Source organism: Amycolatopsis sp. NPDC104819, from assembly GCF_055583145.1.
This window is the reverse complement of the sequence record NZ_JBVJON010000024.1, coordinates 12195-34376: the sequence shown is the minus strand read 5'-3', so window position 1 is coordinate 34376 and position 22182 is coordinate 12195. Positions and strand designations below refer to the sequence as shown.

Here is a 22182-nt window from a genome sequence, read left to right as displayed (position 1 = left end):
CGTGTCCGCCCCACCGGGGCAACTCCACACGCGTGTCCGGAGGGTCGACACGCGTGATCAGGAGGTCGACACGCCGCAGCAGGGTAAGCCGCGCCGTGTCGACCCTTCAATCGCGCGTGTCGACCCTCTGATCACGCGTGTCGGCGTTCTGGTCACGGTCAGGACTTGAGGCCGGCGATCAGCTCGTAGGAGCGGACGCGGTCCGCGTGGCCGTGGACCATCGTGGTGATCATCAGCTCGTTCGCGCCGGTGTCGGCGAGGAGCTGCTCCAGTCCCTTGTGGACCGTCTCGGGGGAGCCGATGATGCTCGAGCCGAAGCGGTCGGCGAGGAACGCGCGGTCCATCTCGGTGTACGGGTACTCCGCGGCCTCCTCCGGCGTCGGCAGCGCGATCGGGCGGCCGCGGCGGAGGCTGAGGAACGTCAGTCCGGACGGCCCGGCCAGGAACTTCGCACGCTCGTCGGTCTCCGCGGCGACCACGGACACCCCGAGCATCACGTGCGGCTCGGCCAGCACCTCGGACGGCTGGAAGTTCTCCCGGTAGAGCTGCACGGCCGGGATGGTGTTCTCGGCGGCGAAGTGGTGCGCGAAGGAGAACGGCAGCCCGAGCCGCCCGGCGAGCTGGGCGCTGAAGCCGCTCGAGCCGAGCAGCCAGACCGGCGGCTGGTTGCCCTCGGCCACCACGGCGTTGACCCCGCGGGCCTCCGAATGGGTGAAGTAGCCGATCAGCTCCTGCAGGTGCTGGGGGAAGTTCTCCGCGGACAGCCCGCCCGGCCCGCGCAGGGCCAGCGCCGTCCGCTGGTCGGTGCCGGGCGCGCGGCCGATGCCGAGGTCGATGCGGCCCGGGTGGAACGCCTCGAGCGTCCCGAACTGCTCGGCGACCACCAGCGGCGCGTGGTTGGGCAGCATGACGCCGCCCGAGCCGACGCGGATCCGCTCGGTCGCGCCGGCGACGTGACCGATCAGCACGGCCGTCGCCGAGCTGGCGATGCCGGGCATGTTGTGGTGCTCGGCCAGCCAGTAGCGGTGGTAGCCCAGCCGCTCGGCGTGGCGGGCGAGGTCGAGGGTGTGGCGCAGGGTCTCGCCGACGGTGTTCCCCTCGGACACGGGGGACAGGTCGAGCACGGACAGCGGCACGTCAGGCAGTGAGCTCACAACCGGGTCCAACGCCCCGGTGCCGCGGATGCTTCCCGGACGCCGGTGATGATCTTCACGCCCGTCCGGGTCGATCGGCCACGCGGGGTGCGGGCGACCCGATACGGTGGGCGCGGAAAATCCGGCGGAAACAGGAGGACGAGGTGCCGCGTCCGGAGCGCCCCTTGGATCCCGGGGACGATCTGCTGATCGAATTCGCCGCCGATCTCCGGCGTTTGCGCGAGAGCGCCGGGAATCCGACCTACCGCGAGCTCGGCCGGCGCGCGCACTACTCGGCCGGGACGCTTTCGGAAGCCGCCGGCGGGCGCAAACTCCCCAGCCTGGCGGTCACTTTGGCCTACGTGCGGGCCTGTGGCGGGGTGCCCGGTGAATGGGAGGAACGCTGGCACGTCGTCGCCGAAGATCCGGGCCAGGGTGGTGCCGATTCACCGGCCGAGCCCGAAGCCGGGGAAATTCCGCCTTACGTCGGGCTGGCCGCATTCACCTCAGCTGACGCCGGGCGATTCTTCGGCCGGGAACGGCTTGTCGAAAAGCTCGTCGCCCGCCTTTCGGGACAACGTTTTCTCGCCGTCCTCGGCGCGTCCGGCTCGGGGAAGTCGTCCCTGCTGCGGGCCGGCCTGCTGCCCGCCGTGAAGGGCCCGGTGGTCCTGCTCACCCCGGGCGCCCGGCCGCTGCAGGAGTGCGCGGTGAAGTTCGCCGCCGTCCTCGGCGTCGCTCCCGGAGCGCTGCTCGACGACTTCGCCGCGCACCCGCGCAACCTCGGCCTCGCCGCCCGTCAGCTGGCCGAGGCCGACGACATGGACGTCGTGCTGGTCGTGGACCAGTTCGAAGAGGTCTTCACGCTCTGCCAGGACGACCAGGAGCGCGCCCGTTTCCTGGCCGCGCTGGTCACCGCGACCACCGAGCCCGGCAGCCGCGCGCAGGTCGTCCTCGGCATCCGCACCGACTTCTACACCCACTGCGCGCGCCACGCCGAGCTCGCCGAGGCCATGCAGGACGCGCAGGTCCTGGTCGGCCCGATGACCACCGAGGAGCTCCGCCAGGCGATCTCACGCCCGGCCGTCGACGCCGGTTACCGCGTCGAGAACGCGCTGGTCTCCCGGCTCGTCGCCGACGCGACCGGCCAGCCCGGGGTGCTCCCGCTGCTCTCGCACGCGCTGCTGGAGACGTGGCGGCGGCGCCGCGGCACCACGCTCACCCTGGCCGGCTACGAGTCCAGCGGCGGGATCGAGCGGGCCATCGCGCAGACGTCCGAAGGCACCTTCGCGAAGCTCTCGGCGCGGCAGCAGCGGCTCGCGCGGCAGATCTTCCTCCGGATGACCGCGCTCGGCGAAGGCACCGAAGACACGAAGCGCCGGATCAGCCGCGCCGAGGTCGACACCGACGACGAGGACACCGCCGTCGTGCTCGGCGAGCTGGCCGCCGCGCGGCTGGTCACCCTCGATGACACCGGCATCGAGATCGCGCACGAGGCCCTCATCCGCGGCTGGCCGCGCCTGCGGGAGTGGCTGACCCAGGACCGCGAGGGCCTGCGGGTGCACCGGCAGCTCACCGAGGCGACCGACGCCTGGGAGTCGGTCGAGGAGGACCCGGGCTGGCTCTACCGCGGCACCCGGCTGGCCATCGCGCGGGAGTGGGCCGCGCGCCAGGAGACCGCGCTGTCCCGGCGGGAACGGCGGTTCCTCGACGCGAGCCTCGCCGTCGAGCACGCCGAGCAGGACCGCGACCGGCGCCGGACGCGGCGGCTGCGCCAGCTCGTCGCGCTGCTGGCGGTGCTGCTGCTCGTCGCCGTGGCCGCGTCCGTCTACGCCGTGCGCGCCGAGACCACGGCCACCGACCAGCGCAACAGCGCGCTCGCCCAGAAGGTCGCCGGCCAGGCGCTGGCCATGCGAGCCACCAACCCCGCGCTGGCCGCGCAGCTCGCGCTCGCCGCGTACCGCCTCGACCCGAGCGCCGACGCCCGCAGCAGCGTCCTCGGCGTGGCCGCGACGCCCTACGCGACCCGGCTCACCGGGCACACCGGCCGGGTCAACACCGTCGCCCTCCGCCCGGACGGCCGGGTCCTCGCCACGGCCAGCTGGGACGGCACCGCGCGGCTGTGGGACGTCCACGACCCGCACCACCCGGCGCCGCTGGGCGTCCTGTCCGGGCACACCGGCAACGTCAACTCCGTCGCCTTCGCGGCCGACGGCCGCAGCGTTGCGACCGCGGGCTTCGACGGGACCGTCCGCGTCTGGGACGTCACCGACCCGGCGCGGCCCGGCCCCGGCGCCGTCGTCGAGCAGCACGAAGGCAAGGCGTACGCGGTCGCGTTCAGCCCGGTGGGCCCGCTGCTCGCGACCGGCGACGTCGAGGGCACACTGCGGCTCTACGACACCACCGGCCCGGGGCGCCCGCGGCCGGCGGGGGAGCTGACCGGGCACACGTCGTACGTCAACAACCTCGCCTTCAGCGCCGACGGCAAGCTGCTCGCCTCGGCGTCGGCCGACAAGACCGCGCGGATCTGGGACGTCGCGTCGCGGCGCCAGCTCGGGGTCGCGACCGGGCACACCGACGTCGTGCACTCGGTCGCCTTCAGTCCCGACGGGCACGTCCTCGCCACCGCGAGCCAGGACCAGACCGCGCGGCTCTGGGACGTCACCGACCCCGGGCACCCGGCGCAGCTGTCGTCGCTCGGCGCGCACAAGGCGATCGTCCGCTCGGTCGCGTTCACCGCCGACGGCCGCACCCTCGCCACCACCGGCTTCGACCGCACGGCCCGGCGGTGGGACGTCGCCGACCCGCGGCACCCGCGTGAGCTGCCGGCCCTGCCCGGGCACACCGGCGCCGTCGTCTCCGCCGTGTTCAGCCGGGACGGCCGCACGCTCGCCACGGCCAGCGACGACCAGACCGCCCGGCTCTGGGACCTGCCCGGGCCCGCCTACCCCGCGCACACGGCGCAGACGTGCCGAGCCGCCTTCGGCGCCGGCGGGAAGCTGCTGGCCACCGGCGGCTACGACGAGGTCGTGCGGCTGCACGACCTCACCGACCCGGCCGCGCCGCGCGGGGTCGCGACGATCGGCGGGTTCGGCGACGCGGTCTGCGGGGTCGCGCTCAGCCCGGACGGGCGCACGCTGGCCACCGGCAGCTGGGACCACACGATGACGCTGCGGGACGTCACCGACCCGGCCCGCCCGGGGCCGCCGGTGGTGTTCAACCGGCTGCACGACGACGTCGACGCGGTCGCGTTCAGCCCGGACGGGCGGCTGCTCGCCACCGCGGGGGACGGCCACACCGCCCGTCTCTGGGACCTCGCCGACCGCCTGCGCCCGGTGGAGATCGCGCGGCTGCAGGGCCACGAGGACGACGTCCACACGCTGGCCTTCAGCCCCGACGGCCGCACGCTGGCCACGGCCGGCTGGGACCACACCGCGCGGCTGTGGGACGTCTCGGCGCCGCGCGCGCCGAAGCCGCTGGCGACGCTCGAAGGGCACACGGACACGATCTTTTCGGTCGCCTTCAGCCCCGACGGCAAGCACGTCGCGACCGCGAGCGCGGACCGCACGGTGCGGCTGTGGGACGTGGCCGACCCGGCCCACGCGCGGCTCTCGGCGGTGCTGGCCGGGCACGCCGACAACGTCATGTCGGTGTCCTTCAGCGGGGACGGCGCCACGCTGGCGTCCGGCAGCTACGACCGCACGGTCCGGCTGTGGGACGTCGCGAGCGCGGCGCCGTACGCGGTGCTGCCCGAGGAGCGCGACCGCGTCTACGTCGTCCAGTTCGCCCCGGACGGCCACACGCTGGCCGAAACCGTCGCGGACGGGACGGTCCGGTTGTGGGAGACCGACCCCGGCCGGGCGGCGACGAGGATCTGCGCGGTGACGGCGCCCCGCATCACCGAGCCCGAGTGGACGGCGAGCCTCCCCGGCCTCGACTACGCGCCACCCTGCCCCTGAGCAGTTGTTCGGCGTTGTTGTTCGGTGCCCGGGCGCGGACACCGAACAACCCGGATCGGCTAGACATGCCTCGGACGGACCGCACGTCCGAAGACGTTCATTTCACCGGGGGTCTGAAGGGCTCCTTCAAGGGCACGGGAACCCCGCCTCCCGCCCCTCGAAGGAGCCCTTCAGCGTGTCCCGGCTCCGGCGAGCCTCGTCTGGACGTCGAGCGGCGTGGCCGCACCGATGCCCACCTCGCCCTGGCCGCGCGGACTGAACGCCGTGGCAGCAGCCCTGAGTCGTGAGTGACTCATTCATGGCGTCCTACTTCAGGGGCCCGGCAAAGTCGGGGCGAACGTGCCCGGCGGGCCGCTGCGATGCCGTGAATGACTCATTCACCTCGCCAGAGGTCATGAATGAGTCATTCATGACCCTTCCTGGCCGCTACCGCAACGTCTGGTGTGGTGTACCTGGCCGTCCGCGCTGCGAGCTGACCGGCGAATCCGACTTTGCCGGAACCCTGGCGTCGGACGTAGTGAATGACTCACTCATGACGTTCGAAGCGGATCTCCGGGTCAGCTCGGCAGCCAGTCCGGGTTCGACGCCAGCACCGTCAGCTGCTGCGTCGCCCGGGTCAGCGCCACGTACAGCACGCGCCGCCCGGTCGTCGACTCCGTGATCAGGTCGTTCGGCTCCACGAGCACCACCGCGTCGTACTCCAGGCCCTTCGAGTCCAGGCTGCCGACGACCTTCAGCCGCTCGTCACCCTGGTCCGCGAGCCAGCCCGCGACCTCCGGGACCCGGTCCATCGCCGTGATGACGCCGACCGTGCCCTCGACCGCGCCCAGCAGCTCCTTCACCGCCGCCTGGGTCGCCGAGGCCAGGCCCGCCGCCTCGACCGGGCGGACGTCCGGCTCGACACCCGTCTTGCGGACCGCCACCGGCAGCTCGCCCGACTCCGCGTGCCCGGACACCACCTTCGCCGCCAGGTCGAAGATCTCCGCCGAGTTCCGGTAGTTCGTCCGCAGCGTGAACCGCCGCCGGGCCGTCTTCACGCCGAACGCCTGGTCGCGCGCCTGGGCCGCCTCGGCCGGGTCCGGCCACGAGCTCTGCACCGGGTCGCCGACGACCGTCCAGCTCGCGTACTTGCCGCGCCGGCCGACCATCCGCCACTGCATCGGCGAAAGGTCCTGGGACTCGTCGACGACGACGTGCGAGTACTCGTCGTAGTGCTCGGGCCGGGTCGGGGCGCCGCCGGAGCGCTGCGGCTCGACCTCGATCATCTGACGGCGCTTGCGCTTCGGCGGCGGCCCGATCAGCACGCGCAGCTCGTCCAGCAGCGCGACGTCCGCGATCGACCAGCCGCGCGAGCGGTCCGCGAAGTCCGCGGCCAGCATCGAGATCTCGTGCCGGTTCAGCACGCCCTTCGCCACCGACGCCAGCCGCTTCTCCTCGCCCAGCCACTTCAGGATCTGCGCGGGGTACAGCACCGGCCACCACACGACCAGGAACCGGTGGAAGTCGATCCGCTCACCCAGGTCGGTGATCAGCTCCGCCCGTTCGAACGGCTTGCCGTCGGCCTTCGCGTACTCCTCGGCCTTCGCCGCGAGCGCGTCCAGCAGCAGCTCGGCCGCCCGGATCCGCGACCGGTTCGGCGGCGCGCCCTGCGTGTGGGCCTTGCGGCGGACCTTCTCCAGCTCCCGCGCGTTCAGCTTCAGGACCTCGCCGCGGTAGACGATCCGCATCTCCTCGGGCGCCTCCGGCGGGGTGTCCCGCAGCGCCCGCAGCAGGATCTTTCGCATCCGCAGCGAACCCTTGACCGCGGCGAGCGGCGCGGGGTCCTGCCGGGTCGCCTCGAGGCCGTCGAGGACCTCGCCGAGCGCGCGCAGCTCGACGTTCGTTTCACCCATCGAGGGGAGGACGCGCGAGATGTAGCTCGTGAACACCCCGGACGGCCCGATCACCAGCACTCCGGCCCCGCCCAGCTGACGGCGGTAGCGGTAGAGCAGGTAGGCGGCGCGGTGCAGCGCGACGGCCGTCTTGCCGGTGCCCGGCCCGCCGGTGATCTCGGTGACCCCGCGCCACGGCGCCCGGATGACCTCGTCCTGCTCCTTCTGGATGGTCGCGACGATGTCGCGCATCTTCTCGCCGCGCGAACGCCCCAGCGCGGCCATCAGCGCGCCTTCGCCGACGATCTGCATGTCCTCGGGCACGGCGTCGGCGATCAGGACGTCGTCGTCGACGTCGAGGACGTTCTGGCCGGAGCAGCGGATCACGCGCCGCCGCACGACGTCCATCGGCTCTTCGGCCGTGGCCTGGTAGAACGCGGCCGCGGCCGGCGCGCGCCAGTCCGTGACGAGGTTGTCGAACTCCGCGTCGCGGATGCCGAGGCGGCCGACGTAGGTGCGTTCGCCCTCACGGTCGTCGAGGCGGCCGAAGACGAGGCCCTCGTACTCGGCGTCGAGCGTCTGGAGCGTCTGGTTGGCGTGGTAGACCATCATGTCGCGCTCGAACAGCATCGACGCCTGCTCGAAGATCGCCTCGCGCTGCGCGCCCTGGCCGATCTCGTAGCCCTTGGTGCGCATCGCCTCGGCTTGGGCCCGCAGTTCGTCCAGACGGGTGTACACGCGATCGACGTGGGCTTGTTCGATGGCGATCTCGGCCCGTCTGACCCGAGGTTCCGACACGCATGGCTCCTTGACAGCTTCTGGATCGCCTCCGAGGGCGAAGAACGACTCTACGCGTTGGGTGCGGCGGGTTCACCAATGTCCCGGCCATCAGTGCGCCGTGTCATCCCCGCACAATCAGGGGGTGACCAGGATCGTGGCCGGGACGGCGGGCGGGCGGCGGCTGAAGGTGCCGCCGAAGGGCACCCGGCCGACGTCGGAACGTGTGCGGGAAGCCCTGTTCAACGCCCTGGAGACGGCCGGCGAGGTGGACGGCGCCCACGTCCTCGACCTCTACGCGGGCTCCGGCGCGCTCGGTCTCGAAGCCCTCTCGCGCGGCGCGGCGGACGCCCTGTTCGTGGAGTCCGACCGGCGCGCGGTGGACGTCCTGCGCGGCAACGTCGCGGCACTGGGCCTGGGCGGCACGGTCCGCCCCGGTCCGGTCGAGACGGTCGTCGCGGCGCCCGCGCCCCGGCCGTTCGACCTGGTGCTGGCCGACCCGCCGTACGCCGTCGACTCGGCCGCCCTGGGACGCGTGCTCGCCGCGCTGGCCGCGGGCGGCTGGCTGGGGGAGTCCGCGCTGGTCGTCGTCGAGCGCGCGGCCCGCGACGGCGAGCCGGACTGGCCGGGCGGCTTCGAGCCCTCGCGCGCGAAGAAGTACGGCGACACGGCGGTGTACTGGGCGGAGTACGCGGCTGTGGTGTGAACCACCCCGCGGGGGACGGGCGGGCGGCGGCCGGGCACGGTAGCGTCCGCGCCATGCGGCGTGCGGTCTGTCCCGGTTCCTACGATCCGGCCACCAACGGGCACCTCGACATCATCGAGCGGGCGGCCCAGCTGTTCGACGAGGTCGTCGTCGCGGTGGGGGTGAACAAGAGCAAGAAGGGCCTCTTCGAGGTCCCCGAACGGCTCGACATCCTCCGCGAGATCACCGCGAAGCTGGGCAACGTGCGGGTCGACTCGTGGGAAGGCCTGCTGGTCGACTACTGCCGCGACAACGGCATCGCGGCGATCGCGAAGGGCCTGCGCTCGGTCAGCGACTTCGACTACGAGCTGCAGATGGCCCAGATGAACCGCGAGCTCACCGGCGTCGAGACGCTGCTGATGGCGAACAACCCGGCGTACGGCTTCGTGTCCAGCTCGCTGGTCAAGGAGGTCGCGGCGCTCGGCGGCGACATCGAGCACCTGGTGCCGGCCGTGGTGTACGAGCGCCTCTCGGAGAAGTTCCCGAAGCTCGGCGCCTGACCGGTCCCCTACGTTCGTCGGGACTTGCGGCCGTTACCGCCCGAGTTCACGTTCTCGTCTTCTGACGATCATTCGATCGAGCTACGGTCCGAAAATGACCAACAATCGATCACGCCTGGTCGCGATCCTGTTCGCGCTCCTGGCCACGTTCTCCATGGGGGTCACCGCCGCCGAAGCGGTGACGAACACGACGGCCGCCCAGAACGCGTGCGGGAACCTCTCGGGCTTCTCGCACACGACGCTGTCGGCCCTGCCCGCCGAGGCGACGACGACGTACAACCTGATCCAGAAGGGGGGCCCGTTCCCGTACCCGCAGAACGACGGTGTCGTCTTCGACAACCGGGAAGGCATCCTCCCGTCGTGTGCGTCGGGCTACTACCACGAGTACACGGTGCCGACGCCCGGCTCGAGCAACCGCGGCACGCGCCGCATCGTGACCGGCAGCGGCGGCGAGTACTTCTACACCGGTGACCACTACGCGACGTTCAAGGTCATCGACATCTCCGGCGGCGGCCAGACGCACGCGTGCGGAGACCTGTCCGGCCTGACGAAGATCGGCTACTCCCAGCTTTCCGCGGCGGCCCGCACGGTGGTCGACAACGTCCGCGGCGGAGCGACCAGCAGCACGACCTACGAGAACCGCGAAGGCGTGCTCCCGGCCTGCGCGTCCGGCTACTACAAGCTGTTCAACGTCGGCACGAACGACCGCGTGATCTCCGGCAAGGCGGGCGAGCTGGCCTACACGCCCGACCACTACGCCACCTTCAAGCGGATCGACCTGAGTTCCTGACGTTCGCGAGGGGACACGCCCGGCGCCGTGCGCTTTCACCGGTTCGGCGCCGGGTACGGGCAGACTGATCTCAGCGACAGGGGATTGGAGTTGCCGTGTACCGGGTTTTCGAGGCGCTCGACGAGCTCGTCACCATCGTCGAGGAGGCGCGCGGCGTCCCGATGACGTCCAACTGCATCGTGCCCCGCGGCGACGTGCTCGAGCTCCTCGACGACGTGCGGGACGCGCTGCCGGCGGAGGTCGACGACGCGCAGGACGTGCTCGACAAGCGCGACGACCTGATCCACGCCGCCCGCAAGGAGGCGAGCGAGACGGTCGCCGGCGCGAACGCCGAAGCCGAGCGCGCGCTCGCCGACGCCACGGACGAGGCCGAGCGCATCATGGCCGACGCCCGCGCCCGCGCGGAGCAGATGCTCGCCGACGCCCACGACCAGGCCGACCGCACGGTCGCGGCGGGCCAGGCCGAGTACCAGAACCTCACCGACCGCTCCCGCGCCGAGTCCGAGCGCATGATCCAGGCCGGCCGCGACGCGTACGACCGCGCCATCGAGGACGGCCGCGCCGAGCAGGGCCGCCTGGTCGCGCAGACCGAGGTGGTCCAGGCCGCGCACGCGGAGTCGGCCCGCATCGTCGACGAAGCCCACGCCGAGGCCGACCGCCAGCGCGTGGACTGCGACGCGTACGTCGACGGCAAGCTGGCGGAGTTCTCGGAGCTCCTGGCGACAACGCTGAGGACGGTCGACTCGGGCCGCAACCACCTGCGCTCCCCGGCCAACCTCCCGAACAGCGGCGGCCGTCCCACCCTGTACGACTACCAGGTGTGACACGCCTCTCAGCAGCTGGTTGACTCGCGGGCGACCGGTTGTCCACAGCTCCTGCGAGTTGGGGACAACTCGGGTTCCCGGCCGCGACTTTCCGGGCTTTGTCGGACACCGCCGATACGCTGGACAAGGGACGCCCCCCAGGGAGGGTGGGGGCCCGGCAAAAGTCGGGGCGAACGTGGTCGGCGGGCCGCTGCGATGTCGTGAATGACTCATTCACCTCGTCAGAGGTCATGAATGAGTCATTCATGACCTTCCCGGGCCGCTACCGCGACCTCCGGTGTGGTGTATCTGGCCGTCCGCGCTGCGAGCTGACCGGCGAATCCGACTTCGCCGGAACCCTGCCAGGGGGTGGGGCCCGGTCCTGGGCGGCCTGGGGTCCGTTCGACTCGCGCACGTGCCGGCCGCGGTCCGCTCGACTCCCGCAGGCGCCTTGAGATGAGCGACTCATTCTGAGCGTCCGGCGCCACGAACGAGTCACCCACTACGCCCGATCCCGAGCCCGCCCGACCTGCGCGGGTGCCAGCTCGAAAGAGGTGGCGCCCCCTGCGTACCCTGGACGGGATGTCCGAGAACAAGACCCCCCAGCTTGACGACCGCAGCCCCTGGGTGATCGACACCCGTGAGCTCGGCCGTCACGCCGGCCTCAGCCGCGCTATCACGCGCAGCGTGCCGGTGGAGACGCCGCTCGGCGTCCCCGACGTCATCACCATCGACGCCGGCTCCGAACTCGAGCTCGACCTGCTGCTCGAGTCCGTCGTCGAAGGCGTCCTGGTCAGCGGCACCGCGAAAGCCACGGCGAAGGGCACCTGCGCCCGCTGTCTCGACCCGCTGACCGAAGAGGTCGAGGTCGAGGTCCAGGAGCTGTTCGCCTACCCGGGGTCGGCCACCGAGGAGACCACCGACGAGGACGAGATCCCCCGGCTGGTCGACGACAAGATCGACCTCGAGCCCATCGTCCGCGACGCCGTCGTGCTGGCCCTCCCGCTGGCGCCGCTGTGCACCGAGGACTGCGCCGGGCTCTGCACGGAGTGCGGCGTCAAGTGGGCCGATCTCGAGCCCGGACACGGGCATGAGAAGATAGACCCTCGGTGGGCCGCACTGGTCGAGCGTTTCGACGAGAATGCGGGCGAAAAGCCTGCGCCGGGTCCCGCTGAGCAAGCCTGACGAGCGCCCCAGCTCGGTCCGGAGGAAGTTCGCTCGCGACCGCGAGCAGACCGTCATAAGGAGATCTACTCGTGGCCGTCCCGAAGCGGAAGATGTCGCGATCCAACACGCGCTCCCGCCGCAGCCAGTGGAAGGCGGCTCCGGTGCAGCTGGTGCCCTGCTCCAACCGCGCCTGCAAGCAGCCGAAGCTCCAGCACATCGCGTGCCCGTCGTGCGGCCAGCACAACGGCCGCCAGGTCGTCGAGCCCGCCTGATCGGGTAGCCGACATGGGGGGCAAGACGCCCGGGGGACCACCGGCCGATCCGGCGCCGTTGCTCGAAGCGCTCGGGGTCACACTCGACCCCGAGCTGCTCGAGCTGTCGCTGACCCACCGTTCGTACGCGTACGAAAACGGGGGCCTGCCGCCGAACGAGCGGCTGGAGTTCCTCGGTGACGCCGTGCTGGGCCTGGTCGTCACCGACCACCTCTACACCACGCACCCCGACCTGCCCGAAGGTCAGCTCGCGAAGCTCCGCGCCAGCGTCGTCAACATGCACGCGCTGGCGCGGGTCGCCCGCGGGCTCGGCGAGGGCGGGCTCGGGGCGCACCTGCTGCTCGGCAAGGGCGAAGAGCTCACCGGCGGCCGGGACAAGGCGAGCATCCTCGCCGACGGCCTGGAAGCCGTGATCGGCGCCGCCTACCTGGCGCACGGCATCGAGATCGCGCGCAAGCTCGTGCACCACCTCTTCGACGGCCTGCTCGCCGAAGCGCCGTTGCGCGGGGCGGGGCTCGACTGGAAGACGAGCCTGCAGGAGCTGACCGCGTCGGCCGGCCTCGGCGTGCCCGAGTACAAGGTCGAGGACACCGGTCCGGACCACCGCAAGGAGTTCACGGCCACCGTCCTCATCGCCGGCCGCCCGCTGGGCAACGGCACCGGGTCGACGAAGAAGGAAGCCGAGCAGAAGGCCGCCGAGACGGCCTGGCGTTCGCTGTCGGCCGAGCTCGAAGCCGAAAAGGCCGAGCAAGCCGAGAAGAAGGACGACCCGGAGTCCTGACCACCGGGAACCTCCGTTGACGATTCCGCCCGCCTCTCAGTAGCGTGATGATCATCCGCCGCGCTGGTACTCACTGAGAGGTTGGGCGGATGCGTCTTTTTCTCCTTCCCCTGCTCGCGGCGGCGCTTGTAGTCTTGCCCGGACCCTCGGCGGCCGCGGCGCAGATCCGGGTGACTTCCCTGTCCGCGTTGCAGTCCGCGCTGGACAAAGCCCAGCCCGGCGACACGATCGCCCTGGCCGACGGCTCCTACGCGGCCGGTTCGACCCTGGCGATCAAACGCTCCGGCACCACTGCGCGGCTTCAAGTTCCGCAACGGCGCTTCGCGGAGCGTCCCCGCCGGCGCGTCGCACAACCGCTTGTCCCGCAACGACTTCCAGCTCACGAGCGACGGCAACTGGGTCACCGTCAGCGGTGACGACACCGAGGTCGACCGCAACGTCTTCCAGAACCGCACCAGCCAGGGTGTGTTCCTGCAGATCCTCGGGCCCGCGAAGGCGATGGCCCAGCGCGTCCACGTGCACCACAACTACTTCTTCAACCACCAGTTCTCCGGGGCGAACGGCGGCGAGTCGGTCCGGCTCGGCCTGAGCGACCACCAGTCCTACTCGGCGCACGCGCTGCTGGAGTACAACCTCTTCGAGAAGGCCGACGGCGACAGCGAGGCGATCTCGGTCAAGTCGTCGGACAACGTGGTGCGCTACAACACGATCCGCGACAGCAAGGGCTACTTCGTGCTGCGCCACGGCAACCGCAGCGTCGTCGAGGGCAACCTGCTGTTCGGGTCGGGCATCCGCTTCCACGGCAACGACCACAAGATCGTCGGCAACTACGTCGCGAACTCCGGCGACCGCGCGATCGTGTTCGGCTCCGGTGACGAGGCCGACAGCGGGCCCACGAGTAAGCTGCACGACCGGCCCGACCGCGTCACGGTCGCCTACAACACCGTGCTGGGCTCGAAGAGCGTGATCGACGGCGACGGCGGTGCCTTCAAGCCGAAGGACTGCGTGGTCGCGGACAACATCGTGAAGGGCACCTCCGGCCCGCTCGTCACGCTGCCGAGCGGGTCGACGGTCAAGTACGAAGGCAACATCACCTTCGGCGGCACGGCCGGGATCCCGTCGCGGTCGGTCGACCCGAAGCTGGTCAAGGACCCGAACGGGCTGTACCGGCTGGCCTCGGGCAGCCCGGCGATCGACACCGGCGCCGGCTCGTACCCGTTCGCCGCGACGGACTTCGACCTGCAGGCGCGCACGGGCGTGTACGACGTCGGCGCCGACGAGTACTTCGCCTCCGGCGCGACCCGGGTGCCGCTGGTGAAGGCCGACGTCGGACCGGCCGCGTCGTGACTGTGCCTTTTCAAAACTGTCGTACCCGGCGGGCACAATGGTCGTATGCCCGAACTTCCCGAGGTCGAAGTCGTCCGAGTGGGCCTGCAGGCGCACGTCGCGGGCCGGACCATCCACGCGGCGGAGGTCCTGCACCCGCGGGCCATCCGCCGGCACGCGCTCGGCGCGGAGGACTTCACAAAGCGGCTGGCCGGCACCCGCGTCGAGGCGGCGCGGCGCCGCGGCAAGTACCTGTGGCTGGAGCTGTCCGACAAGGAGGCGCTGCTGGCCCACCTCGGGATGAGCGGGCAGATGCTCGTCCAGCCCGAGGGCGCGCCGGACGAGAAGCACCTGCGGGTGCGGCTGCGCTTCGACGACGACGGCCCGGAGCTGCGCTTCGTCGACCAGCGGACGTTCGGCGGCCTGGCCCTGGACGACCTGCACGACATCGGCGGCGAGGTGCTGCTGCCGGACACGATCGCGCACATCGCGCGTGACCCGATGGACCCGGCGTTCGACCTCGACGCGGCGGTGCGCGCGCTGCGGTCGCGGCGCACCGAGGTCAAGCGGGCCCTGCTCGACCAGACGCTCGTCTCGGGCATCGGCAACATCTACGCGGACGAAGCGCTGTGGCGCGCTCGCCTCCACTGGGCCCGTCCGACGGAGAAGCTGACGCTCGCGAAGGGCCGTGAGCTGCTGTCGGCTGCGTCGGACGTGATGAACGCGGCGCTGGGCGCGGGTGGCACGTCGTTCGACGCGCTGTACGTGAACGTCAACGGGCAGTCGGGGTACTTCGACCGGTCGCTGGACGCGTACGGCCAGGAGGGGCTGCCGTGCGGCCGGTGCGGCACGGCGATCCGGCGGGAGCCGTTCATGAACCGGTCGTCGTTCTCGTGTCCGCGCTGCCAGCCGCGGCCGCGGGCTAGCTCGCGTTGATTAATGGTGTTCGCCTTTCAGCTAAGATGAATGTGCCTGGCAGCTGAGGGAGTGCATCGTGGTCAAGGAGCCCGGAAAGTCGACGCTGGCCGACAAGATCGACCAGCTGTTCCACGTGGTCCGCAGGCCCGATCGGGAGCCGTACAGCAACGAAGAGGCCGCGAAGGCCTGCCGCGAGGCAACGGGGGAGAGCTTCTCGACGACCTACCTGTGGCAGCTGCGCACCGGCCGCCGGGACAACCCGACGAAGCGGCACCTGGAGGCGCTCGCCCAGTTCTTCGGCGTGCCTCCGGCATACTTCTTCGACGACGAGCAGAGCAGGAAGATCGCCGAAGAGCTGGCCCTGCTGGGCGCGCTGCGTGACGCGGGGGTCCGGGACCTGGCCTTGCGCGCGGTGACCCTGTCGGCCGACGGGCTCGACACGATCAGCGACATGATCGACGCGATCGCCCGCCGCGAAGCCGGCCGCGGGGGAGCGAAGTAGGAGGCCGGGACCGCGCGGAGGGGTTCGGGATCGGCTGGGGAGTGATCTGCCGGCCGGAGTCTTCTAGGCTGACCCGAGGCGGGGAACGTGATCGGCCGGTCGGAGGCGGTTGAGGGTGGCGAAGGCTGAGGTGGCAGGGCTCTGGCAGCGGCTTTCCGCGCGCCGGCCGAGCCGCGCCCTGTGGCGGCGCGCCCGTGAGGTCGCCGACGCCGTCAGCCTGCCGGAGCCGTTCGACGCCGAGCGGTTCGTCGCTAGCCTGGCCGCCGGCCGCGGCCGCCCGATCGAGCTCATGCCGGTCAGCGCCCCCGAAGGCGCGCCGTGCGGGCTGCTCATGAGCACCGAACGCGCCGACTACATCCTGTACCCGACGAACACGACCGCCCTGCACCGGCGCCACATCCTGCTGCACGAGGTCGGGCACCTGCTGTGCGGGCACACCGGGGCCGACGCCGGCGCGGACGGCGTCGCGATCGACGCCGCGGCCGGCCGGCAGCTGATGCCGAACCTTTCGCCGGAACTGGTCCGGCGGGTGCTCGGCCGCACCACGTACACGGAGGTCCAGGAGCGGGAGGCCGAGCTCGTCGCGAGCCTGCTGGCCCAGCGCGTCGTGCGGCCCGAAGAGCCGCGCGAGCCGGCGCCGGACGTCCCGGACGGCCTGCGGAACTTCGACTCGCTGTTCGGCGGCCGGTCCCGCCGCCGCGCGCCGTGACCGAGACCCTCGCGTACCTCCTGTGCGTGGTGGGGTTCGCGGGGTTCGGGTACAAGCTGATCGAGGCCCGCCACAGCCAGCCGGTGCGCACGATGTGGTTCCTCGCCGGGTTCGGCATCTGCATCGCCACCGGCATCCTGGTGCTGACCCCGGCGATGGAGGCGTTCGTCGGCCCGGGCCCGGTCGCCGAGTGGGTCCTGACCCTGGCCGGCGACGAGCTGAAGCTGGGGGCGATCGGCTTCGCGGTGGCGTTCACGCAGTCGGTGTGGCGAGGCGAAGGCGCGCGCCTCACCCCGCACGGGCTGTTCACCGGAGCGGCGATGGTGCTGCTGGCGGTGTGCTTCGCGCTGTCCGAGCCGCAGCGCGTCGGTGACGAGACGGTGTTTTCGCCGGGCACGCTGCCGTTCGCGCTGGGGGACAAGGCCGTGTTCCTGATCTACAGCCTGGTCAGCCTCGGGCTGCTGATCACGGTGTTCACCCGCAGTGCGTGGCACGCCGAGCCGGGCCCGCTACGCGCCGGCCTGTGGCTGCTGGTGATCGGCGTGGGCGCGGCGATCGCGTGGACGTTCTGGGACATCGACGACGTCCGCCGCCTCGCCCAGTCGGCGCGGATCGGCGCCCGAGAGGACCTGCCATCGTCGGTCCTGGCGGCGACGACGATCTGTTTCGTGACGGCCGGCGCGACGCTCAGCGCGTGGTCACCGGCGGTGTCGTCGGTGGTCGGGCGGGTCCGCGCGTACCGCGCGTACCGGCGCATCGAGCCGTTGTGGAAGGCGCTGCGCACGGCGGTCCCGGGCATCGCACTGGACCCGGGCCGCGAGCTGACGGCGGGCGCGGAGTTCGCGCTGTACCGCAGGGTGATCGAAATCCGCGACGGCCATTTGGCGCTGCGAGCCCACTTCGACCCGGCCCTCCCGGCGCGGGTGGAGGCGGAGGCCCGCCGAGCGGGAGTCCGAGAACCGGACTTGGCTCCGACGGTGGAAGCGGTGACCTTGGCCGCGGCGATCGAGGCGGGTAGGGAGGGCCGCCGTTTCGAGCAGGCGGAGGGAGCGCCGTTGGCACCACTGGAGGCCGAGGCGGACGCGGACGTCGCCGCAGAGGCGGCTTGGTTGGTGAGGGTGAGCCGGGCGTGGCAGCGAGACGCGGTCTTGAGCCGGGTCCGGCAGGGCGCGCTGCGCTGAGAGCGGTTGGGGCGACCGGAAGCTGCTCTGGGCGGCTTCCGATCGCGGGCTAGTGGGGGCTTCGCTGCGCTGACCGAGCCGCGAGCGGGCGGAGCCGGCAATTTCGCGTCGCCAGCCCGCCAGCCCGCCAGCCCGCCTGCCCGCCTGCCCGCCTGCCCGCCAGCCGCCAGCCGCCAGCCGTCCGCCCGCCGGCCCGCCACCCGCCAGCCGTCAGTCCGCCCGCCAGCCCGCCCTCACCGCGGGTAGCGCGCCCCGTTCACCGTCACCCTCAGCGTGTACACCGAGCTCGAAGCCGTGATGAACAGCTCGTTCCCGCGCGCCCCGCCGAAGGTGAAGTTCGAACAGATCTCCGGCACCCTCAGCTTGCCGATCCGGGTTCCGTCCGGGGCGAAGCAGTGCAACCCGTCGTGCGCGGCCGCCCACACCTGGCCCTCGCTGTCGACCCGGACGCCGTCGAAACCGCCGCTGTCGGATGTTGCGAACACCTCGCCGCCCGTCAGCTTTCCGTTGTCCCGCACCTCGAACACCCTGATGTGACTCGGGTCCTGGCGCGTGTCGGCGATGTACAGCAACGACTCGTCGGCCGAGAAGGCGAGGCCGTTCGGGCGGGAGAAGTCGTCCGCGACGATGCGGACCTCGCCGTCGGACGGGGACACCCGGTACACGTGGCAGCCGCCGATCTCGCTCTCGGCTCGGTACCCCTCGTAGTCGCTGTCGATGCCGTAACTCGGGTCGGTGAACCAGATTGACCCGTCCGAGTGCTCGACCACGTCGTTCGGGCTGTTCAGCCGCTTCCCCTCGAAGTGCGACGCCAGCACCGTGATCGTGCCGTCGTGCTCGGTGCGGGTCACCCGGCGCGGGCCCTGCTCGCAGCTGACCAGCCGTCCGGCGCGGTCGACAGTGTGTCCGTTCGCGTACTCGGACGGCTGACGGAAGACCCCGACCCGCCCGGTTGTCTCGTCCCAGCGCAACGTGCGGTTGTTCGGGATGTCGCTGAACACCAGGTACCGCCCGGCCGGGAAGTACGCCGGCCCCTCCGTCCAGCGGCAGCCGGTGTGCAGGCGCTGCATCCACTCGTCGCCGTTGACCCGCGCGAAGCGGTCGTCGAGCACCTGGAAGTCCGTCTTCACCAGATCCATCGGTCAACCCTAACGAGGTTCCGTGCTCAACAGGGACGACCCGTTCGGGCCCTCGCCGTGCACACTACTGTGCAATGCGTGGTACCTTTCCAAGCGTAAGACTGGAGGGTGCAGTGGAGATCAGTCAGCTGCTCAAAGGGGTGCTCGATCTGGCCGTGCTGGCGGTGCTCCGCGAGGACGACGGCTACGGGTACGACGTCCTGCGAAGACTCCGGGCCGCCGGCCTGGACGAGGTGGGGGACGCGTCGGTGTACGGGACGCTGCGCAGGCTCTACAAGGCCGGCCTGCTCACCTCGTACGTGGTGCCCAGCGAAGAAGGGCCCCACCGCAAGTACTACAGCCTGAACGAGCCGGGCCGGCTCCGCCTCGCGGAGTCGGGGAAGACCTGGCAGAGCTTCGCATCGACGATGAACGTGCTTTTGGGAGAGGCAGCATGAGCGAGAAGCCGACCGCCGTGCGGGTGTATCTGGCGCGGGTCCGCACCGCGCTCGCCGACCTGCCCGCGAGCGAAATCGAAGAGATCCTCGAAGACGTCCGCCCGCACCTGGCGGAGCTGGAGGCCGAGCTGGGGGAGGGCGCCCGCGTCGAGGCGCTGATCGAACGGCTCGGCTCGCCGGAGAGCTACGCCGCCGAGCTGCGCGCCTCCGGGGGTTACCCGGCGCCGGCCGAGGGGGCGGCGACGCAAGTGCTCACCACCACCAAGAGCCCGAGCCTGGCGAAACCGCGGATCGCGTTGTGGGGCCTGGTGATCTGCGCGCTGGGGCTGGCGATGCTGTCGTTCGGCGCCGCTGTTTCCATCGACCCGGACGTGCTCCTGGGCCTGCTGCTGTTCCTCCCGGTGTTCCTGGTCAGCCTGTTCCTGCTGCTGCGCGGCGGGATCGAGCCGGTGCTGGCGCTGCCGGAGATGGTGTGGCTGCGCGGCGCGCTCGCCAGGGGCCGCGAACAGGAAGACGCCGGGAAGGTGCTGCGGTACTTGAGCTCGCTCAAGCCGGCGTGGTGGATCCTGTGCGCCGTCACGCTGATCGCGTTCGGGGTGCTGCTCATGCTCCGGCAGCGGAGCGCGGTGCTGATGCTGCCGTTCCTGCTCGTCGCGGGAGCGGGGATCGTGTGGGCCGGCCCACGGGTGCGCGGCGACCGGCGGCTGCTGTGGCTGGCCGTGCCGATCTCGGCGTTCGTCGTCGGCGGCGCGCTGGGCGGGTTCGGCGCCGCGGTCGACCTCATCTCGAACCGGAACGCCTACCAGAACTCGCCGTCGTCGTACTACCAGACGTCCGACCAGTACGGGAACGACCAGCTGAGCTACGGCAGCCACGAGATCGAGAACGTCTACGCGTTCGACGCCGAGGGCAAGCCGCTGACGGAGGTCTACCTCTACGACGAGCAGGGCCGTCCGATCACGCTGACCCGCTACGGCTGCGAGCGGTCGAGCGGCACCAAGGAGAAGATCGGCGAGGACAACCGGTTCCCGCGGCCGCGGGTCGAGCAGGGCGTCACCGACAACCAGGGCAACTACAACGGTTACAACGGGTATCGCTCGGCCTGCCGCGAAGACCCGAACGTGCCGTTCAGCGCCGCGATCCCGAAGGTGACGGCGCCGACGCCCACGACCACCCCGCCGACTTCGACGACAACGCCGTCGACGACGCCGACGACCACGCCGACGCGATGAAAGCCTTCAGGAGCGGAGGTCGGGGCCGCTCCTGACGCGACGAAGGCCGCCTCCGGACCCGATCCGGGGGCGGTCTTCGACCTTTCGCGGTGTTGACCCGATCCGAACGTGGGCGAAACGCGGGCGTGCTGAGCTGGATCCGTGCCACTCACCGAGGTCGGGGCGGACAGCTTCGCCCCGCGCACCCGCGTCGTCCACGGGTACGAGCGCGCCTACCGGATGGCCGGGCGCGGGCCCGCCCTGCTGTTCCTGCACGGCATCGGCGACGACTCGGCGACGTGGCTGGAGCTGCTGGCCTCGCTCTCGGCCGACCACACGGTGATCGCGCCCGACCTGCTCGGCCACGGCGCTTCGGCCAAGCCGCGCGCGGACTACTCCGTCGCGGCCTACGCGTGCGGCATGCGCGACCTGCTGACCACGCTCGACGTCGACCGCGTGACGGTGATCGGGCATTCGCTCGGCGGTGGTGTCGCGATGCAGTTCGCGTACCAGTTCCCGGAACGTTGCGAACGGCTGGTGCTGGTCGGGTCGGGCGGCGTCGGGGCGAGCGTGCACCCGCTGTTGCGGCTGGCCGCCGCGCCGGGTGCGGGGCTGGTGCTGCCGCTGCTGGGCACGCGCCCGGCGCTGACGGCGCTGCGCGGGCTCGCCGAGCTGCTGCGGGTGTCCGAGGGGCTCGGGCTGGGGCCGGACCTCGACTACGTGGTGACGCGCTACGTCCGGCTGCTCGAGCCGGGCACGCGCTCGGCGTTCCTGCGGACGCTGCGGTCGGTCGTCGACTGGCGCGGGCAGGTGGTCAACATGCTGGACCGTTGTTACCTGACCGAGGGGATCCCGACGCTGCTCGTGTGGGGGACCGACGACCGGGTGGTGCCGAGCGGCCACGCGCGGCGCGCGCACCGGGCGATGCCGGGCAGCAGGCTGGTGCTGTTCGAGGGCGCGGGCCACTTCCCGCACCGGTCCGACCCGAGGCGGTTCCTGGAGATCCTGCGAGAGTTCCTGGCGGAGGCGTCCCCGGCTGAGTACGACCGCGGGCGGTGGGGCGAGCTGTTGCGTGCGGGCCGCCGGGCGGGTTCGCCGGACCCGGCGGAGATTCCGGACGCGCCGACGGTGTCGTCGGGGACTTGAGTTGCGCCTGCCGATGGTGTGGCCGGGGACGTGAGCAGCCCCCGTTTTCCACGCTACCGGGAGGCACCGACAGTTCCGGCGCGCTCCGGGCGGGTTGTCCACAGCCCGGCAAGCGCCCCAATGTGGCCTTGGTTGCGTTCACCGCACCGAAGGGCCCCTTGGGTGCGTTGAGCGCACCGAAGGCCACATTGGGGCACTCCTGACCTGGCTCGGACGCGACGATGGCCACCTCCCGCGGGAGGTGGCCATCGTCGATCAATGCGTCAGTGGCCGAAGGCGCTCCGCGCCGCGAGGTCCGCGAGCAGCTCACGACCCTTCTCGGCGTTGCGTGGCTGCGACAGCACGTCGTACCGCCGGGCCACCAGCTGGCTCTGCGAGATGAACCCGCGCTTGTTGCGGTTCGCCGCGTAACCCAGGGCCCCGAACAGCAGGTTGAACCCGAGGCCGGCGACCAGGCCGATCGCGATCGGCACGAGCCCCGCGCCGGGGTTCAGCAGGCTGAGCACCAGGCCGAGGAACACACCGAACATCGCGCCGGACGTTGCCGCGCTGCCCAGCACCTTGCCCCAGGACATCTTGCCCGCGATCCGCTCCACGAGCATCGGCTCGACGCCCACGATCGTGACGTCCGTGACCGGGAAGTCCGTGCCCGCGAGGTGGTCGACCGCGCGCTGTGCCTGCTCGTAGGACTCGTACGAACCGATCGGCCAGCCGGTGGGCAGGGTCGGCAGCTGGGGCCGGGCCTGCTGTTGTCCGATCGTGGTCTGCGTGAATGCTGTGGTCATCGATCTCACCTCTCCTGCCCCGTTCAACGTGGG

19 protein-coding genes and 1 pseudogene are annotated in these 22182 nt (G+C 71.6%); 16 read left to right on the top strand and 4 right to left on the bottom strand.

From position 1 onward, the window contains the following. Window positions 1–158 precede the first annotated feature (158 nt). The gene (locus ACZ63E_RS44235; RefSeq protein WP_465310461.1) at window positions 159–1154 is read right to left on the bottom strand and encodes an LLM class flavin-dependent oxidoreductase; all 996 of its coding nucleotides are present in this window, start codon (window positions 1152–1154) and stop codon (window positions 159–161) included. Between the two features lie 143 nt (window positions 1155–1297). Here ACZ63E_RS44235 and ACZ63E_RS44230 point away from each other — a divergent pair, with 143 nt between their 5' ends. Beyond that, complete coding sequence (locus ACZ63E_RS44230; protein WP_465342308.1) at window positions 1298–5089, top strand: nSTAND1 domain-containing NTPase; 3792 nt, start codon at window positions 1298–1300, stop codon at window positions 5087–5089. A 557-nt stretch (window positions 5090–5646) separates the two neighbouring features. On the opposite strand, the gene ACZ63E_RS44225 is transcribed toward ACZ63E_RS44230, so the two are convergent. Further along, complete coding sequence (locus ACZ63E_RS44225; protein WP_465342307.1) at window positions 5647–7758, bottom strand: HelD family protein; 2112 nt, start codon at window positions 7756–7758, stop codon at window positions 5647–5649. Between the two features lie 124 nt (window positions 7759–7882). Here ACZ63E_RS44225 and rsmD point away from each other — a divergent pair, with 124 nt between their 5' ends. From rsmD to ACZ63E_RS44165, 12 genes and pseudogenes are all read left to right on the top strand, one after another. Continuing rightward, window positions 7883–8443, top strand: a complete 561-nt coding sequence (gene rsmD / locus ACZ63E_RS44220; protein WP_465342306.1) for a 16S rRNA (guanine(966)-N(2))-methyltransferase RsmD — start codon at window positions 7883–7885, stop codon at window positions 8441–8443. Window positions 8444–8496: 53 nt separating this feature from the next. Continuing rightward, entirely contained in the window at window positions 8497–8982 is a 486-nt protein-coding gene (coaD, locus tag ACZ63E_RS44215) for a pantetheine-phosphate adenylyltransferase (protein WP_465310465.1), read from the top strand. A 94-nt stretch (window positions 8983–9076) separates the two neighbouring features. Further along, window positions 9077–9772 carry a ribonuclease domain-containing protein gene (locus tag ACZ63E_RS44210; RefSeq protein ID WP_465342305.1) on the top strand — a complete coding sequence of 232 codons (696 nt, stop codon included), beginning with the start codon at window positions 9077–9079 and terminating at the stop codon, window positions 9770–9772. 95 nt (window positions 9773–9867) lie between these two features. Further along, window positions 9868–10596, top strand: coding sequence for a DivIVA domain-containing protein (locus ACZ63E_RS44205; protein WP_465310467.1), 729 nt, complete (start codon window positions 9868–9870; stop codon window positions 10594–10596). A gap of 561 nt (window positions 10597–11157) precedes the next feature. Continuing rightward, window positions 11158–11760: a YceD family protein gene (locus ACZ63E_RS44200; RefSeq protein ID WP_465310468.1), complete on the top strand. Its 603-nt coding sequence runs from the start codon at window positions 11158–11160 to the stop codon at window positions 11758–11760. A gap of 71 nt (window positions 11761–11831) precedes the next feature. Beyond that, window positions 11832–12014, top strand: a complete 183-nt coding sequence (gene rpmF, locus ACZ63E_RS44195; RefSeq protein WP_013223689.1) for a 50S ribosomal protein L32 — start codon at window positions 11832–11834, stop codon at window positions 12012–12014. Window positions 12015–12027: 13 nt separating this feature from the next. Next, window positions 12028–12795, top strand: coding sequence for a ribonuclease III (rnc, locus tag ACZ63E_RS44190; RefSeq protein ID WP_465342304.1), 768 nt, complete (start codon window positions 12028–12030; stop codon window positions 12793–12795). Window positions 12796–12884: 89 nt separating this feature from the next. Further along, a pseudogene (locus ACZ63E_RS44185) lies at window positions 12885–14142 on the top strand (polysaccharide lyase 6 family protein). Window positions 14143–14187: 45 nt separating this feature from the next. Then, on the top strand, window positions 14188–15057 hold the full coding sequence (mutM, locus tag ACZ63E_RS44180) for a bifunctional DNA-formamidopyrimidine glycosylase/DNA-(apurinic or apyrimidinic site) lyase (protein ID WP_465310470.1): 870 nt from the start codon (window positions 14188–14190) through the stop codon (window positions 15055–15057). 58 nt (window positions 15058–15115) lie between these two features. Beyond that, complete coding sequence (locus ACZ63E_RS44175) at window positions 15116–15541, top strand: helix-turn-helix domain-containing protein (protein WP_465342303.1); 426 nt, start codon at window positions 15116–15118, stop codon at window positions 15539–15541. A 178-nt stretch (window positions 15542–15719) separates the two neighbouring features. Continuing rightward, window positions 15720–16250, top strand: coding sequence for a hypothetical protein (locus ACZ63E_RS44170; protein WP_465342358.1), 531 nt, complete (start codon window positions 15720–15722; stop codon window positions 16248–16250). Beyond that, window positions 16247–17431: an MAB_1171c family putative transporter gene (locus ACZ63E_RS44165; protein ID WP_465342302.1), complete on the top strand. Its 1185-nt coding sequence runs from the start codon at window positions 16247–16249 to the stop codon at window positions 17429–17431. Before ACZ63E_RS44170 ends, ACZ63E_RS44165 begins: the two co-directional genes overlap by 4 nt. A 233-nt stretch (window positions 17432–17664) precedes the next feature. On the opposite strand, the gene ACZ63E_RS44160 is transcribed toward ACZ63E_RS44165, so the two are convergent. Next, window positions 17665–18570 (bottom strand): SMP-30/gluconolactonase/LRE family protein, encoded by a 906-nt coding sequence (locus ACZ63E_RS44160; RefSeq protein ID WP_465342301.1) that lies wholly within the window; start codon window positions 18568–18570, stop codon window positions 17665–17667. A 113-nt stretch (window positions 18571–18683) separates the two neighbouring features. Between ACZ63E_RS44160 and ACZ63E_RS44155 the strand changes: the two genes are divergently transcribed. The 3 genes from ACZ63E_RS44155 (at window position 18684) to ACZ63E_RS44145 (ending at window position 21364) form a co-directional block, all read left to right on the top strand. Further along, on the top strand, window positions 18684–19007 hold the full coding sequence (locus tag ACZ63E_RS44155) for a PadR family transcriptional regulator (RefSeq protein ID WP_465310474.1): 324 nt from the start codon (window positions 18684–18686) through the stop codon (window positions 19005–19007). Next, window positions 19004–20239 (top strand): DUF1700 domain-containing protein, encoded by a 1236-nt coding sequence (locus ACZ63E_RS44150; RefSeq protein WP_465342300.1) that lies wholly within the window; start codon window positions 19004–19006, stop codon window positions 20237–20239. The genes ACZ63E_RS44155 and ACZ63E_RS44150 overlap by 4 nt, the downstream gene beginning before the upstream one ends. A gap of 219 nt (window positions 20240–20458) precedes the next feature. Beyond that, window positions 20459–21364 (top strand): alpha/beta fold hydrolase, encoded by a 906-nt coding sequence (locus tag ACZ63E_RS44145; RefSeq protein ID WP_465342356.1) that lies wholly within the window; start codon window positions 20459–20461, stop codon window positions 21362–21364. A 263-nt stretch (window positions 21365–21627) separates the two neighbouring features. Here ACZ63E_RS44145 and ACZ63E_RS44140 read toward each other — a convergent pair whose 3' ends face one another. Further along, window positions 21628–22149 (bottom strand): YflT domain-containing protein, encoded by a 522-nt coding sequence (locus ACZ63E_RS44140; RefSeq protein WP_465342299.1) that lies wholly within the window; start codon window positions 22147–22149, stop codon window positions 21628–21630. Window positions 22150–22182: the final 33 nt, after the last annotated feature.